General features: G+C 66.6%; 11 protein-coding genes. 4 read left to right on the top strand and 7 right to left on the bottom strand.

Features of this window, described 5'->3' with window-relative positions; translation table 11 throughout:
- Window positions 1–12: 12 nt before the first annotated feature.
- From kdpE to kdpF, 6 genes are read right to left on the bottom strand one after another with little or no spacing between them, the layout of a single operon-like run.
- Window positions 13–717, bottom strand: coding sequence for a two-component system response regulator KdpE (kdpE, locus tag V6M89_RS09345; RefSeq protein ID WP_332852934.1), 705 nt, complete (start codon window positions 715–717; stop codon window positions 13–15).
- Window positions 714–3512: a two-component system sensor histidine kinase KdpD gene (gene kdpD, locus V6M89_RS09340; protein ID WP_332852933.1), complete on the bottom strand. Its 2799-nt coding sequence runs from the start codon at window positions 3510–3512 to the stop codon at window positions 714–716. The genes kdpE and kdpD overlap by 4 nt, the downstream gene beginning before the upstream one ends.
- A gap of 15 nt (window positions 3513–3527) precedes the next feature.
- The gene (gene kdpC / locus V6M89_RS09335) at window positions 3528–4115 is read right to left on the bottom strand and encodes a potassium-transporting ATPase subunit KdpC (RefSeq protein ID WP_332852932.1); all 588 of its coding nucleotides are present in this window, start codon (window positions 4113–4115) and stop codon (window positions 3528–3530) included.
- Window positions 4116–4127: 12 nt separating this feature from the next.
- A complete protein-coding gene (kdpB, locus tag V6M89_RS09330; RefSeq protein ID WP_332853030.1) occupies window positions 4128–6212 on the bottom strand; it encodes a potassium-transporting ATPase subunit KdpB in 2085 nt (694 codons plus the stop codon).
- A gap of 33 nt (window positions 6213–6245) precedes the next feature.
- Complete coding sequence (kdpA, locus tag V6M89_RS09325) at window positions 6246–8063, bottom strand: potassium-transporting ATPase subunit KdpA (protein ID WP_332853029.1); 1818 nt, start codon at window positions 8061–8063, stop codon at window positions 6246–6248.
- Complete coding sequence (gene kdpF, locus V6M89_RS09320; RefSeq protein WP_332852931.1) at window positions 8063–8152, bottom strand: K(+)-transporting ATPase subunit F; 90 nt, start codon at window positions 8150–8152, stop codon at window positions 8063–8065. Before kdpF ends, kdpA begins: the two co-directional genes overlap by 1 nt.
- Before the next feature lie 339 nt (window positions 8153–8491).
- Between kdpF and V6M89_RS09315 the strand changes: the two genes are divergently transcribed.
- Both V6M89_RS09315 and V6M89_RS09310 read left to right on the top strand, forming a co-directional pair.
- Complete coding sequence (locus V6M89_RS09315; RefSeq protein WP_332852930.1) at window positions 8492–9097, top strand: hypothetical protein; 606 nt, start codon at window positions 8492–8494, stop codon at window positions 9095–9097.
- A gap of 104 nt (window positions 9098–9201) precedes the next feature.
- Window positions 9202–9747 carry a hypothetical protein gene (locus tag V6M89_RS09310; RefSeq protein ID WP_332852929.1) on the top strand — a complete coding sequence of 182 codons (546 nt, stop codon included), beginning with the start codon at window positions 9202–9204 and terminating at the stop codon, window positions 9745–9747.
- A gap of 52 nt (window positions 9748–9799) precedes the next feature.
- Here V6M89_RS09310 and V6M89_RS09305 read toward each other — a convergent pair whose 3' ends face one another.
- On the bottom strand, window positions 9800–10561 hold the full coding sequence (locus tag V6M89_RS09305) for a TorF family putative porin (protein ID WP_332852928.1): 762 nt from the start codon (window positions 10559–10561) through the stop codon (window positions 9800–9802).
- 216 nt (window positions 10562–10777) lie between these two features.
- Here V6M89_RS09305 and V6M89_RS09300 point away from each other — a divergent pair, with 216 nt between their 5' ends.
- Both V6M89_RS09300 and parC read left to right on the top strand, forming a co-directional pair.
- Window positions 10778–12775: a DNA topoisomerase IV subunit B gene (locus V6M89_RS09300; protein ID WP_332852927.1), complete on the top strand. Its 1998-nt coding sequence runs from the start codon at window positions 10778–10780 to the stop codon at window positions 12773–12775.
- 13 nt (window positions 12776–12788) lie between these two features.
- Entirely contained in the window at window positions 12789–15302 is a 2514-nt protein-coding gene (gene parC, locus V6M89_RS09295; RefSeq protein ID WP_332852926.1) for a DNA topoisomerase IV subunit A, read from the top strand.
- Window positions 15303–15417 lie beyond the last annotated feature (115 nt).

The raw sequence follows: 15417 nt of genomic DNA, 5'->3' as shown, positions 1-15417 counted from the left end.
GCGACGGCGGCCTCAGGCCGGCAGTTGCAGCCGGTAGCCGACCGCCGTCTCGGTCAGCAGGTAGCGCGGCTGGGTCGGGTCGGCCTCCAGCTTGTGGCGCAGGTGGCCCATGTAGATGCGCAGGTAGTGGCCGTTCTCCGATTGCGACGGCCCCCACACGGCGCGCAGCAGCTGCGGGTTGCTCATCACGCGCCCGGCGTTGCCGACGAGCACCGCCAGCAGCCGGTATTCGGTCGGCGTCAGGTGCACATGCTCGCCGCCGCGCGTGACGCGGCGGTTCTGCAGGTCGACGGCGACGTCGCCGAACTGGATCAGGCCGGCGCTGTCGGCGGCCGGCTGGCGCTGGCGGCGCAGGGTGGCGCGCACCCGCGCCAGCAGCTCGCCCACGCCGAACGGCTTGGTCAGGTAGTCGTCGGCGCCGGCGTCCAGCGCGCGGATCTTGTCGGCCTCGTTGACGCGCGCCGACAGCACGATCACCGGCACGCTGGACCACTTGCGCAAATCGGTCATGAAGTCGATGCCGTCGCCGTCCGGCAGGCCGAGGTCCAGCACCACCAGGTCGGGCTTGCGGGTGCCGGCGTCGATCAGGCCGCGCTGCAGCGTGGCCGCCTCGTGCACCTGCCAGCCCTCCTCCTCCAGCGCGCTGCGCACGAAGCGGCGGATCTGCGGTTCGTCTTCCACCAGCAGGGCGGTGGGGGCGGTGTCGGGGGTGCTCATGGTGTTCCTTCGATTTCCGGTTCCGGCATGGCCGGCGGGGTGCCCAGCGGCAGCGTCATGACGAAGGCCGCCCCGCCCAGCGGCGACGCCGCGGCGTGGATGCGGCCGCCATGCGCGTCGACGATGGCGCGGCAGATCGCCAGCCCCAGCCCCACGCCCGGCTTGGCCGATTCGCGCTCGCCGCGGGTGAATTTTTCAAACACGGCTTCCTCCCGCCCATGCGGCAGGCCCGGACCGTCATCATAGACCATGACGTCGATCCAGGCCCCGCGCAACGCGGCGGCGATCTCGATGCGCGAGCCGGGCGGCGTGTACTTGGCGGCGTTCTCCAGCAGGTTGCACAGCACCCGCTCGATCAGCACGGCGTCATAGCTGAGCAGCGGCAGGTCGGGCTGCAGCCGGGTACGCACGGCGTGCCCTTGCAGCAGCGAGGCGCTGGCGCGCAGCGCGCTGCCGACCACCTCTTCCAGCGCCTGCCATTGCAGGTTGAACTTGACTTCGCCGCTCTGGATGCGCGCCATGTCGAGCAGGTTGGACACCAGTGCGCTCATGCGCAGCGCCTCGTCGTGCAGCAGCGACGCCACCTCCAGCTGGGCCGGCGCCAGCGCCGGCTTGGAGCCTGCCAGCGATTCCGACAGCCCCACCAGCGAGGTCAATGGCGTGCGCAGATCGTGCGACAAGGCCGCCAGCAGCGAGTTGCGCAGGCGTTCCGACTCCATGTTGACCAGCGCGTTCTGCGCCACCTCGATGTAGTGCACCCGCTCCAGCGCGATCGCGGCCAGCGCGGCGAAGGTGTCGAGCTGCTGGCGCTGTTCCGGGATCAGGATCCAGCGCCGGTGCTCGGGCTCGATCGCCAGCACGCCGCGGGTGCGCATCGGCGCCACCAGCGGCAGGTAGAAGATGCGGCTGGCCGGCAGGGTGTCGGTGCCCAGGCCGGCGCCCTCGGCGCGGTCGAAGGCCCACTGGGCGATGCCGACGTCGAGCGCCGTGCGGTGGCTGCGGGCGGCGGCGTCGGCCCCGCCGGGCATCGGCATCGGCATCGGCGTCGCCGCCGGCGGCAGCAGGCGGCCGGCGGCGTCCGGCACCAGCAAGGTGGCGCGGGCGCGGAAGGCGCGCTGGATGAAGCCCTGGGTGGTCTCGAAAATCTGCTCGGTTTGCAGGGCGCCCGACAACTCGCGGGCGAACTCGTACAGCGCGCGCGAGCGCTTCTCGCGGTGCGAGGCCACGCGCGCCTGGAAGCGCAGGTCGGCCGTCAGGTGGCCGGTGATCAGGCCCACCGCCAGCATCACCACGAAGGTGATCAGGTACTGGAAGTCCGACACCGCGAAGGTGAAGCGCGGCGGCACGAAGAAGAAATCGAAGCAGGCCACGCTGACGCAGGTGGCCAGCACCGACGGCCCGCGCCCGAAGCGCACCGCCACCAGCACCACCACCAGCAGGAACAGCATGGCGATGTTGGCCAGGTCGAGATAGGCCAGCAAGGGCGTGGCCAGCAGCGCGGTGGCGACGCTGGCGGCGCTGGCGGCCACGTAGCCGAACACGCGCTTACGCGCCAGTTCCGCATCCGGCTCGCCGTCCGGGCCGCCGTCGGCGGGGTTGGAGGGATTGGCGGCATTGGCGCCGCGCGCGGCCGGCGCCGCCTCGTTGCTGGGCGCGCCGATCTCCACCAGGTCGATGTCGGGCGCGTAGCGCGCCAGGCGCTTGATGTGGGGCGCGCGCCAAGGCCAGCTCGGGTGGGCGCGCCCCAGCACGATCTTCGACAGGTTGTGGCTGCGCGCATAGTCCACCGCCGCCTGCGCGATATCGTGGCCGGACACCACGGCGGTGGTCGCGCCCAGGTCTTCGGCCAGCTTCAGGGTCCTGAGTATCTGTTCGCGCTGCACGGCCGGCAGCCGTTGCAGCGACGGCGTTTCGATGTAGATCGCGTGCCAGCCGGTGCCCAGCTGCCTGGCCAGGCGCGCCGTGCTGCGCACCGTGTGCTCGCCGCCCGGACGCGGGCCGACGCAGGCCAGCAGCGCGGCGCCGGTCTTCCAGATGTCGGCGATCGACTGCTCGACGCGGTAGGCGCGCACGTCGTCCTCGATGCGGTCGGCGGTGCGGCGCAGCGCCAGCTCGCGCAGCGCGATCAGGTTACCTTTGCGGAAAAAATTTTTGGAGGCGCGCTCGGCCTGCTGTTCCTTGTACACCTTGCCGCTCTTGAGGCGCGCCAGCAGTTCGTCGGCCGGGATGTCGACCAGCACCACCTCGTCGGCGGCGTCGAACACGGTGTCGGGCACGGTTTCGCCGACGCGGATGCCGGTGATGCCGCCGACCACGTCGTTCAGGCTTTCCAGGTGCTGCACGTTGACCGTGGTCAGCACGTCGATGCCGGCGTCCAGCAGTTCCTCGACATCCTGCCAGCGCTTGGGATGGCGCGAGCCGGGGGCGTTCGAATGCGCCAGCTCGTCCATCAGGATCAGCGGCGGCCGGCGCTCCAGCGCGCCGTCCAGGTCGAACTCGGCGAGCTGCTTGCCGCGGTGGGCGACCTGCCTGAGCGGCAGCACGTCCAGTCCCTCCAGCATGGCCGCGGTCTCGCTGCGGCCATGGGTCTCGATCACGCCGACCAGCACCGGCTGGCCGTCGGCCTGCAGCTTGCGGGCGGCGGCCAGCATGGCGTAGGTCTTGCCGACGCCGGCCGAGGCGCCGAAGTAGATGCGCAGCTTGCCGCGCGCGGCGCGCCGCTCCTGCGCCTGCACCTGGGCCAGCAGCGCGTCCGGGTCGGGACGGTCGGGACGCAGGCTATCGTTGGGGAACATGGACATCCGCCGATTCTACTGCTTCGCCGCCGGTTTTGCCTGGTCCAGCGCCAGATTCAGTTCCAGCACGTTGACGCGCGGCTCGCCGAAGAAGCCGAAATACTGCTTCAGCTGGTGGCGCTCGACCAGCGCCAGCACCTGCGCGCTGTCGGTCTTGCGCGCGGCGGCGATGCGGCCGGCCTGGTAGCGCGCGGCGGCGACGCTGATTTCCGGATCCAGGCCGCTGCCCGAAGCGGTCACCAGGTCGACCGGTATCGGCGCGGTGTTGGCCGGGTCGGCCGCCTTGAGCGCGGCGATGCGGCCCTTGACGGCGTCGATCAGGGCCGGATTGTTGGCGCCCAGGTTGGAGCCGCCGGAACCGGCGCCGTTGTTGGGCATCGGCCCGGTGGCCGACGGCCGGCTCCAGAAGTACTGCGGCGAGGAGAAGGCCTGGCCGATCAGCGCGGAGCCGACCGCCTTGCCGTTGACTTCGACGATGCTGCCGGCCGCCTGCGCCGGGAAGGCGACGGCGGCGACGCCGGTGACGGCCAGTGGATACAGCACGCCGCACAGCAGCGTCAATGCGCCGAACACCACCAGCGCGGGACGAATAGGAGAACTCATGATGATTCCTTGTTAAACCAGGTTGAACGCCGACAGCAGCAGGTCGATCGCCTTGATGCCGATGAACGGCAGGATGATGCCGCCGATACCGTACACCAGCAGGTTGCGGCGCAGCAGCGCGGTGGCGCCGATGGCGCGGTACTGCACGCCCTTGAGCGCCAGCGGGATCAGGGCGACGATGATCAGCGCGTTGAAGATCAGCGCCGACATGATGGCCGACGACGGGCTGGCCAGGTGCATGACGTCGAGCGCCTTCAGCTGCGGATAGGTGCCGACGAAGGCCGCCGGGATGATGGCGAAGTACTTGGCGATGTCGTTCGAGATCGAGAACGTGGTCAGCGAGCCGCGCGTCATCAGCATCTGCTTGCCGATTTCGACGATCTCCAGCAGCTTGGTCGGATTCGAATCCAGGTCGACCATGTTGCCGGCCTCCTTGGCGGCCTGGGTGCCGGAGTTCATCGCCACGGCGACGTCGGCCTGGGCCAGCGCCGGCGCGTCGTTGGTGCCGTCGCCGGTCATGGCCACCAGCCGGCCCTCGGACTGGTAGCTGCGGATCAGCTTGAGCTTGTCCTCCGGCGTGGCTTCGGCCAGGAAGTCGTCCACGCCCGCCTCGGCGGCGATGGCGGCGGCGGTCAGCTTGTTGTCGCCGGTGATCATCACGGTCTTGATGCCCATGCGGCGCAGCTCGGCGAAGCGCTCCTTGATGCCGCCCTTGACGATGTCCTTCAGCTCGACCACGCCCATCACCCGGCCGGCGTCGACCACCACCAGCGGCGTGCTGCCGCGGCGCGCCACGTCGTCAACCGCGCGCGCCACCTCCGCCGGATACGGTTGACCCAGCGCCTCGACATACTGGCGCACGGTGTCGGCCGCGCCCTTGCGAACATGGCGTTCGCCGATATCGACCCCGCTCATGCGGGTCTGCGCGGTGAACGGCACGAACACCGCGTGCAGCGAGGCCATCTCGCGTTCGCGGATGTTGAACTTCTGCTTGGCCAGCACCACGATGCTGCGGCCTTCCGGCGTTTCGTCGGCCAGCGAGGCCAGTTGTGCGACGTCGGCCAGCTGCTGCTCGGTCACGCCGGGGGCGGCGTAGAAGGCCGAGGCCTGGCGGTTGCCCAGCGTGATGGTGCCGGTTTTATCGAGCAGCAGCACGTCGACGTCGCCGGCCGCTTCCACCGCGCGGCCGGAGGTGGCGATCACATTGGCCTGAATCATGCGGCTCATGCCGGCCACGCCGATGGCCGACAGCAGGCCGCCGATGGTGGTCGGGATCAGGCACACCAGCAGCGCGATCAACACCGTGATGGTGATCGGCGTGCCAGCACCGGCGGCGGCCACCGAGAACAGCGAGAACGGCAGCAGGGTCACCGTGACGATCAGGAACACGATCGTCAGCGCCACCAGCAGGATGGTCAGCGCGATCTCGTTCGGGGTCTTCTGGCGCTTGGCGCCCTCCACCATCGAGATCATGCGGTCGAGGAAGGTCTCGCCCGGATTGGCGGTGACCTTGACCACCAGCCAGTCCGACAGCACCCGGGTGCCGCCCGTGACGCTGGAGAAGTCGCCGCCCGATTCGCGTATCACCGGCGCCGATTCGCCGGTGATGGCGCTCTCGTCGACCGAGGCCACGCCTTCGATCACCTCGCCGTCGATGGGGATCACGTCGCCCGCTTCGACCAGGATGTAATTGCCCTTGCGCAGATCGAGCGCCGGCTGCGGCAGCCAGGTGGTGCCGTGCTTCGGGCTGGCCAGCTTCTTGGCCGTGACGCTTTGCTTCAGGCTGCGCAGCGAGGCCGCCTGCGCCTTGCTGCGGCCCTCGGCCATCGCCTCGGCGAAGTTGGCGAACAACACCGTGAACCACAGCCAGACGGCGGTGGCCAGGATGAAGCCCGGGCGCGCCTCGCCCACGCCGAACAGCGACTGCACGTACAGCGCGCTGGTGATGATGCTGCCGACATAGACCACGAACATCACCGGACTGCGCAACTGGGTGCGCGGGCCGAGCTTGCGGAACGAATCGGCGATGGCCGGCATCAGCAGCTCGGAATCGAACATCCGGAACTTCCTGGCGGGCGGGGTGGTAAAGATCGTCATCTCTTTTTGAGTAGCTTGTGACATGGTGTTTCCTTATTGGGCAAACAGCTGCAGGTGTTCGACCACAGGGCCGAGCGCGAGCGCCGGAACGTAATTGAGCACGCCGACCAGGGCAACCACGCCACACAGCAGGCCGATGAACATGGCCCCGTGGGTCGGCATGGTGCCGGCGTTGGCCTCCAGCCGCTGCTTGCCGGCCAGCGAACCGGCGATCGCCAGGATGGGCACGATCATGGCGAAGCGGCCGAACCACATGGCGACGGCCAGCATGGTGTTGTAGAACGGCGTGTTGGCGGACAGGCCGGCAAACGCGCTGCCGTTGTTGTTGGCGGCCGAGCTGAAGGCGTACAGGATTTCCGAGAAGCCGTGCGCGCCGGGGTTGGCGATGCCGGCCTTGCCGGCGTCGCACATGACGGCGATGGCGGTACCGGCCAGCACCAGCGTCGGCGTGACCAGGATGGCGATCGACGTCATCTTCATTTCATAGGCCTGGATCTTCTTGCCCAGGTATTCGGGCGTGCGGCCTATCATCAGGCCGGCGATGAACACCGCCATGATGGCGAAGACCAGCATGCCATACAGGCCGGAGCCGACGCCGCCGAAGATCACTTCGCCGAACTGGATCAGCAGCATCGGGATCATGCCGCCCAGCGGCATGAAGGAGTCGTGCATGGCGTTGACCGCGCCGCAGGAGGCGGCGGTGGTGACGGCCGCGAACAGGGCCGAGGCGCTGATGCCGAAGCGGGTCTCCTTGCCTTCCATATTGCCGCCCGATTGCAGCGCGCTCATGGCCTGGTCGACCTGCAGCGTTTGCAGCACGGGGTGGGCCTGCTGCTCGGCGCCCAGCACGGCCACCGTGCAGACCACGAACAGCACGCTCATCGCGCCCAGCACCGCCCAGCCCTGGCGCTGGTCGCCGACCATGCGGCCGAAGGCGAAGCACAAGCCGGCCGGGATCACGAAGATCGCCAGCATCTGCAGGAAGTTCGACAGCGCGGTCGGATTCTCGTACGGATGGGCTGAATTGGCGTTGAAGAAACCGCCGCCGTTGGTGCCCAACATCTTGATCGCTTCCTGCGAGGCGACCGGCCCCATGGCGATGTTCTGCGTGGTGGCGGTCAGCGTTTCGGTGACCGGCTCGCCCTTGGCATCCTTCAGCGGCTGGCCGTCGGCGCCCACTTTGGGCTGGGTGTAGGTTACGGCGTCCAGCAGCTGCACGTCCTTGTAGGCCGAGAAGTTCTGGATCACGCCCTGGCCGGTCAGCGCCACGGCCAGCACCAGCGACAGCGGCAGCAGCACGTACAAGGTGGAACGCGTGACGTCGGCCCAGAAGTTGCCGATCGATTTGGCGGAGCGCGACGAGAAGCCCCGGATCAGCGCATACGCGACGGCGATGCCGGTGGCGGCCGAGAAGAAGTTCTGGCACGTCAGCACCAGCATCTGGGTCAGGTAGCTCATGGTCTGCTCGCCGCTGTAGCCCTGCCAGTTGGTGTTGGCGACGAAGCTGACGGCGGTGTTGAAGGCCGAGTCGGGACTGACGTTGGCCATCGCCTGCGGATTGAGCGGCAGGAAGGCCTGCACGCGCTGCAAGGCATACACGGCCAGCGCGCCGACGCCGTTAAACAGCAGCAGCGCGATGGCGTAGGCTTTCCAGGATTGGCCTTCGGGCGCGCCGTCTTTACCGGCGATGCCGGCGGCGCGGTACAGCAGGGTTTCGAGCTTGGCCAGCCAGCCCATGCCGGGCACTGCGCCTCCGTTGCCGACGCGGGCCAGCAGGATGCCCAGCGGCCAGGCCAGCGCCAGCAGCGCCGCCAGGAAGGCCACCAGCAGTATGGTCGATTGCAGGGTCATCACAGGTCCTCCGCATTCAACAGGGCCACCACCAGATACACCAGCAGGCCGGCCGAGGCGATCGTGCCGATCAGATAAAAGAGGTTCATGGCTGGCCTCCCAGCTTGTCGCAGCCAATGGCGAACGCCACGCTCACGGCAAGAAAGACCACCAATGCGCCGATAAAAACTATGTCCATCACACCCCTCACAGGTCTTGTTTTGATACTGAGAAGGTTAGCGACTGAGGTCTAAAGATTGTGTAAAGACTTGGGGGCGGGGTGTAAACAAAGCGTAAAAATCGGCGGGGAGTATATGTATGGGGTGCTGTTTTGAAGTCTATGTACTGAAACCTCCTACTTTTTCGACTGAATCCGACTACTTGAACCTATTTTCAGAACGCTGGTCTAAAGAAGGAGGAAGTAGTCAAAACCAGTGGAGAAAGTAGACATGAAGAGAACATTGAGTGTGCAGCTTCCCTCCCATACCCTGCTCGATATGATCGAACAGGCTGGCTTGAACGGCGAATCGCAGGATCCGTCAGTGATCGTGCTGGCGGCGGTGGAGCTCTGGCTGGCCGCGCAGCAGAAGCGCGCGCCGGCCGCAGCGCCGGCCGCCGTGCATGGCTACCAATGGAAATCGCTGTTTCTGCCGGAAGGCACGCTGGTACGCTGCATCAGCTACGGCGACCATCACTACGCCAGCGTGGAAGGCGACGCCATCGTCTACGAGGGCCGCAAGCTGTCGCCCAACCAGTTCGCGGCGCTGCACGCCAACAGCGTGCGCAACGCCTGGAACGACTTGTACATCCGCCGCCCCGGCGACAAGTTCTACAAAATCGCCCGCCAGCTGCGACGCGAACAGGCGGCCGCCGACAAGGATGCACATCCTCAGCCCGAAGCCGCCCTATTGCCCGCCGTCCCAACCCGAGCCGAGCCTGCGCCCTGCCCGCCAGCGCCAGCCACGCCTCCCCGCGACACCAGTCCCGGCGTAGGCTGGACGCTGCCCGAACGCCGCAAGTTCCGCCTCCGGCTGGAGGACGTCGCCTTCGATTAAAGACCGGCATTTACGCTTTATTTACAGGCACGGCCCGACTATTTAGAAAATTTTTACGGAGGCAGGCATACGCTGTTTCTGTCTCAACTAAATAAAGAGCCCATATGATCGTCGCACTGACAGGCATGGACGGTAACGCCACCGTCTCCGACCTGGCCGAAGACCTGGCGATGCTGCGCGTGGCTGCCGGCAGCCGCGTGCTGCTGGTCAGCCCCAACCCCGGCGCCTACGATCCGCAACTGTACGATGACCTGGTGATTGACGCCTCCCACCACGACGCTGACGCGGCGCTCGCCCGCGCGGCCGTCATCGTGGCGCTGGTGCGCCCGGCCGACATCGAGCAAGGCCGCCACGCCGACTTCCTGACCCGCCTTCGACGGGCGCAAGAACGTAATCCCGGCGCCCGCGTACTGGTGACCATTGCCCACGGCAGCCAGCCGCTGTCGCCCCACCAGACCGGATGCCTGCTGGTGTTCGTCGCGCAAATCCCCGGCGCGCGCCTGGCCGACACGCTGGAACTCGACCAGCGCGGCACCTACCACTCCCACCACAGCGAACTGGAACTGGGCTGCCGCAAGACGGCCTACGTGCTGTGCGCCCCGGAAGTACGCCACCTCTACAGCGAAGTATTCCGCGGACAGCGGACGTAAAAAAAGGGGCGCGCGCCAGGCGCCGCCCCTTCGATGACCGGCGCGAGTCCGATCAGAACACTTTGCTGATGGTCAGCTGCAGCGCTGCCTTGCCCAGGAACTTGCCGTTGGCCGGCGACGCGTAGGCGGTCTTGTCGGCGTTGGTGCCGATCACGGCCAGCGCGCCGGTCACCACGCCGAAGTCCTTGGTAGCGCCGATCTTCCAGTCGCTATAGCTGGCCGCGCCGTTATGCTTAACGTTCTGGCGGCCGGCATGCAGGTTGACCGTGCAGCCCTCGCCCGCCTCGATGTTGGCGCCCAGGTCCAGGTAGCCGCTGTTCTTGCTGTCGACAAAACCAAACAGATTCGTCACCGAGTGCGAATACTTGATATAAGCCGGACCATAACCCAGCTGGCCATACAGCTCGGTGGTGTTGGCGTTGGCGAAACCGCTGACGTGCGACAGCTCGTTCGAAGGATAGACATAGGTCAGCACGCCCACGTCGTAGGACACGTCGGGCGTGACCTGGCCGCGTTTGCCGGCGTAGATATCCCACTCGATGCCGCCGCCGCCGCCGGCGTCCTTGGTCCATTTGATGGTCGACAGCCAGGTGCCGGCGTAGAAGCCGGTCGGGTTGTTGGTGTAATCAAAGCCGCCTTGCACGGCCGGTTTCAGGCGCGTCTGCGAAATGCCACGATAGCGATAGTCGCTGACCACGGCGGCATTGAAGCTGGTCTCATTGTCCGGCTTGACGGCGGGCGCGGCATCCTCGGCGTCAGCGCGCGTGCCCGTGAAAACAGCGACGACGGCGGCGGCAAGTATCAATTTCTTCATAAAGCGGTCCTTCTTTTAGTGGTTGGATCAAGCAGCCAGCTTATCGACGGCGCCGTAAAAACGGTCTAAAAAGGCGGGCCGGGGTTGTAAACATCGTGTATAAATTGGCCCGCGCCGTTTTTTTGCCGCGATTACGCCCGGTTGAGGATAGAATACGCAAACGTCCGCATAAAACTGTACATAAACCCAGTATCGAAATTACAAGCTTGATCACGTATGGCCACTAAAAAACCAGTTTCCGACTACAGCGAAGCATCCATCCGGGTCCTCAAGGGCCTGGAACCCGTCAAGCAACGCCCGGGTATGTACACCCGCACCGAGAATCCGCTGCACATCATCCAGGAGGTGATCGACAATGCCTCGGACGAGGCGCTGGGCGGACATTGCAAAAACATTATCGTCACGCAGAACGCCGACGGCAGCATCACCGTCGAAGACGACGGCCGCGGCATTCCGGTCGGCCTGCACCCCGAAGAGGGCGTGCCGACGGTGGAAATCGTGTTCACCCGCCTGCACGCGGGCGGCAAGTTCGACAAGGGTTCGGGCGGCGCCTACGCCTTCTCCGGCGGTCTGCACGGCGTCGGCGTGTCGGTCACCAACGCGCTGTCCAAGCGCCTGGAGATCACCGTCTGGCGCAAGGAGCCCGACGGCACCGGCCTGCACAAGCTGGCCTTCGAGCACGGCGACGTGGTCGAGCCGCTGTCCTCCGTGGTCGCCCCGCGCGACGGCAAGAAGTCCGGCACCCGCGTCACCGCCTGGCCGGACGCCAAATATTTCGACTCCCCCGCCATCTCGCAGACCGAGTTGCAGCGCCTGTTGCGCTCCAAGGCCGTGCTGCTGCCGGGCGTCACCGTCACGCTGACCAACGCCAAGACCGGCGAATCGCAGGTCTGGCAGTACAACGACGGCCTGCGCGGCTACCTGACCGAGGCGCTGGCCCAGGCCACCGACGGCGAGACCCTGATCCCGCTGTTCGAAGGCGCGCAGTTCGCCGGCCCGGACGCCGAAGGCTTCGCCGAGGGCGAAGGCGCGGCCTGGGTGGTGGCGTGGACCGAGCAAGGCGCCGTGGTGCGTGAATCCTACGTCAACCTGATCCCCACGCCCAACGGCGGCACCCACGAATCGGGCCTGCGCGACGGCTTGTACGGCGCGGTGAAGAACTTCGTCGAGATGCACTCGCTGCTGCCGAAAGGCGTCAAGCTGCTGCCGGAGGACGTGTTCGCGCGCGTCTCGTTCGTGCTGTCGGCCAAGGTACTGGACCCGCAATTCCAGGGCCAGATCAAGGAACGCCTGAATTCGCGCGACGCCGTGCGCCTGGTCTCGACCTATTCCAAGCCTGCGCTGGAGCTGTGGCTAAATCACCACGTCGACTACGGCAAGAAGCTGGCCGAACTGGTCATCAAGCAGGCGCAATCGCGTCTGCGCTCGCTGCAAAAGGTCGAGAAGAAGAAGTCGTCCGGCGTCGCCGTTTTGCCGGGCAAGCTGACCGACTGCGAATCGACCGACGTCGCCCGCACCGAACTGTTCCTGGTCGAGGGCGACTCGGCGGGCGGTTCGGCCAAGATGGGCCGCGACAAGGAATTCCAGGCCATCCTGCCGCTGCGCGGCAAGGTGCTCAACTCCTGGGAGACCGACCGTGACCGCCTGTTCGCCAACAACGAGATCCACGACATCTCGGTGGCGATCGGCGTCGACCCGCACAGCGCCGACACCATGCCGGACCTGAGCGGTCTGCGCTACGGCAAGATCTGCATCCTGTCCGATGCGGACGTCGACGGCTCGCACATCCAGGTCTTGTTATTGACGCTGTTCTTCAAGCACTTCCCCGGCCTGATCGCCAACGGCAATATCTGCATCGCCCGGCCGCCGCTGTACCGCGTCGACGCGCCGGCGCGCGGCAAGAAGCCGATCCAGAAACTGTACGCGCTCGACGCCGGCGAACTGGTGGCGATCGAGGACAAGCTGCGCAAGGACGGCCTGAAGGAAGGCGCCTGGTCGATCTCGCGCTTCAAAGGCCTGGGCGAGATGAACGCCGAACAGCTGTGGGAAACCACCATGAACCCGGACACCCGCCGGCTGCTGCCGGTGTCGCTGGGCGCCTACGCGCACGGCGAATCGTCGGCGCGCTTCAATATGCTGATGGGCAAAGGCGAAGCGGCCGCGCGCCGCGCCTGGATCGAAGAACACGGCAACGAAGCCGAAGCAGACATCTAATTACTGACCGACTATGACTCATCAAGCAAATCTCTTTGACGAACCGGCGCCGGAAACGGCAGCGGTGGCTCAACCTGCAGCACCTGCGCCCTTGGCCGAGTACTCGCCTGCGTCCGCGCAGGCGAGCGCCGGCGAAACCGACAATCCGCTGGACGGCGGCGCTGGCGGCACCGGCGGCGGCGACGGCGGCAACGACGGCAATGGTGGCGGCAACGGCGGCAACGACGGCCCCCTGGGCGGCGGCGATGACGGCGACGGCGGCGACACGCTGACCCTGTCCACCTTCGCCGAACGCGCCTATCTCGACTACGCCATCTCGGTGGTCAAGGGCCGCGCGCTGCCGGACGTGTGCGACGGCCAGAAGCCGGTCCAGCGCCGCATCCTGTACGCGATGAACGAAATGGGCCTGAACAGCACCGCCAAGCCGCGCAAGTCCGCGACCGTGGTCGGCGACGTGCTCGGTAAATTGCACCCGCACGGCGACCAGTCGGTGTACGACGCCATGGTGCGCATGGCGCAGGACTTCTCGCTGCGCTACCCGCTGGTCGATGGCCAGGGTAACTTCGGCTCGCGCGACGGCGACGGCGCGGCGGCGATGCGATACACCGAAGCCCGGTTGACGCCGATCGCCAAGGTGCTGCTCGACGAAATCAACCTCGGCACCGTGGAATTCCAGGCCAACTACGACGGCTCGACCGAAGAACCGTGCCTGCTGCCGGCCCGCCTGCCGATGGTGCTGTTGAACGGCGCCTCAGGCATCGCGGTCGGCCTGGCGACGGAAATCCCGTCGCACAACCTGACCGAAGTGGCGCAGGCCGCCGTCGCCATGATCCGCAATCCGAAGATCAGCCACGGCGAATTGATGGCCATGATCCCCGGCCCGGACTTCCCGGGCGGCGGCCAGATCATCACCCCGCCGTCGCAGATCAGCGACATGTACGCGACCGGCCGTGGCAGCATGAAGGTGCGCGCGCGCTGGAAGATCGAGGAACTGGCGCGCGGCCAGTGGCAGGCGGTGGTCACCGAACTGCCGCCGGGCACCTCGTCGCAGAAGGTGCTGGAAGAGATCGAAGAGCTGACCAATCCGAAGATCAAGATGGGCAAGAAGGCGCTGTCGCCGGAACAGATGGCGCTCAAGTCGCTGATCCTGAATTCGCTCGACACCATCCGCGACGAATCGGGCCGCGCCGCGCCGGTGCGCCTGGTGTTCGAGCCGAAGTCGAAGAACCAGGACCAGACCGAATTCATGCTGCTGCTGCTGGCGCATACCTCGCTCGAATCGTCGGCCTCGATCAACCTGGTCATGATAGGCGGCGATGGCCGTCCGCGCCAGAAGGGCCTGACCGACATCCTGCAGGAGTGGATCGAGTTCCGCTTCGCCACCGTCACCCGCCGCACGCAGTACAAGCTGGGCAAGGTCGACGCGCGCATCCACATCCTGGAAGGCCGCGAGACCATCCTGCTGAACATCGATGAAGTGATCCACATCATCCGCAACTCTGACGAACCGAAAGCGGCGCTGATGGAACGCTTCCGCCTGTCGGAGATCCAGGCCGAGGACATCCTGGAAATCCGCCTGCGCCAACTGGCCCGCCTGGAAGCGATCAAGATCCAGCAAGAACTGGCCGAACTGCGCAAGGAAAAAGGCCTGCTGCAAGACCTGCTCGACAACCCATCGTCGATGAAGCGCGCCATCATCAAGGAAATCGACGCCGACGCCAAGACCTATGGCGACGCCCGCCGCACCCTGATCGAAGAAGCGCAGAAAGCCGTGGTCGAACAGAAGGTGGTGGACGAGCCGGTCACCGTCATCATTTCGGAAAAAGGCTGGATACGCGCGCGCACCGGCATCGGCCACGACGCCGCGCAGTTCACCTTCAAGGCCGGCGACACGCTGTACGGCGCCTTCGAGTGCCGCACGGTGGACAACCTGCTGGCCTTCGGCAGCAACGGCAAGATCTATTCGGTGCCGGTGGCGGCGCTGCCGAACGCGCGCGGCGACGGCGTGCCGATCACCACGCTGATCGACCTGGCCAGCGGCGCCCGCATCCAGCACTACTTCGCCGGCACGGGCAGCACGCAGCTGCTGCTGGCCACCAGCGCCGGTTTCGGCTTCATCGCCAAGGCGGGCGACATGGTCAGCCGCATCAAGGGCGGCAAGGCCTTCATCACATTGGAGGACGGCGACGTGCCGCTGCCGCCGGCGGTCATCGCCGACAGCGCCAGCGCGGTAGCCGTGTTGTCGGCCAATGCGCGCGTGCTGGTGTTCGGCATGGACGAGATGAAGGTGCTGACCAACGGCGGCCGCGGCGTGATCCTGATGGAGCTCGACGACAAGGAAACCCTGATCGCGGCCAAGCCTATCAGCCAGAAAGGCGTGATCGTCGCCGGCATCGGCCGTGGCGGCAAGGCGCAGGAAGAGCGTCTGTCCGCATCGGCGCTGGCGGTCCACTTCGGCAAGCGCGCCCGCAAAGGCAAGGCGCTGGCGACCAAGATCAAGCCAACCTCGCTGACGCCTATCGTCTAACCCCGCCCTCTCCCCCGTCATTCCCGCGAAAGCGGGAATCCATACAGCGGCTCCTCAGTCAGCTCAGCATGGATTCCCGCCTGCGCGGGAATGACGGGCACAAAAAAACCGCCGG

The organism is Duganella sp. S19_KUP01_CR8 (genome assembly GCF_036688705.1).
Taxonomy (GTDB): Bacteria; Pseudomonadota; Gammaproteobacteria; order Burkholderiales; family Burkholderiaceae_D; genus Rugamonas.
The sequence above is the reverse complement of the archived record's forward strand: the minus strand, read 5'-3'. Positions and strand labels throughout refer to the sequence as shown.

Coding starts and splice junctions, on each gene's coding strand:
- kdpE (WP_332852934.1), bottom strand. CDS start 717: ATGAGCACCCCCGACACCGCCCCCACCGCCCTGCTGGTGGAAGACGAA.
- kdpD (WP_332852933.1), bottom strand. CDS start 3,512: ATGTTCCCCAACGATAGCCTGCGTCCCGACCGTCCCGACCCGGACGCG.
- kdpC (WP_332852932.1), bottom strand. CDS start 4,115: ATGAGTTCTCCTATTCGTCCCGCGCTGGTGGTGTTCGGCGCATTGACG.
- kdpB (WP_332853030.1), bottom strand. CDS start 6,212: ATGACGATCTTTACCACCCCGCCCGCCAGGAAGTTCCGGATGTTCGAT.
- kdpA (WP_332853029.1), bottom strand. CDS start 8,063: ATGACCCTGCAATCGACCATACTGCTGGTGGCCTTCCTGGCGGCGCTG.
- kdpF (WP_332852931.1), bottom strand. CDS start 8,152: ATGAACCTCTTTTATCTGATCGGCACGATCGCCTCGGCCGGCCTGCTG.
- V6M89_RS09315 (WP_332852930.1), top strand. CDS start 8,492: ATGAAGAGAACATTGAGTGTGCAGCTTCCCTCCCATACCCTGCTCGAT.
- V6M89_RS09310 (WP_332852929.1), top strand. CDS start 9,202: ATGATCGTCGCACTGACAGGCATGGACGGTAACGCCACCGTCTCCGAC.
- V6M89_RS09305 (WP_332852928.1), bottom strand. CDS start 10,561: ATGAAGAAATTGATACTTGCCGCCGCCGTCGTCGCTGTTTTCACGGGC.
- V6M89_RS09300 (WP_332852927.1), top strand. CDS start 10,778: ATGGCCACTAAAAAACCAGTTTCCGACTACAGCGAAGCATCCATCCGG.
- parC (WP_332852926.1), top strand. CDS start 12,789: ATGACTCATCAAGCAAATCTCTTTGACGAACCGGCGCCGGAAACGGCA.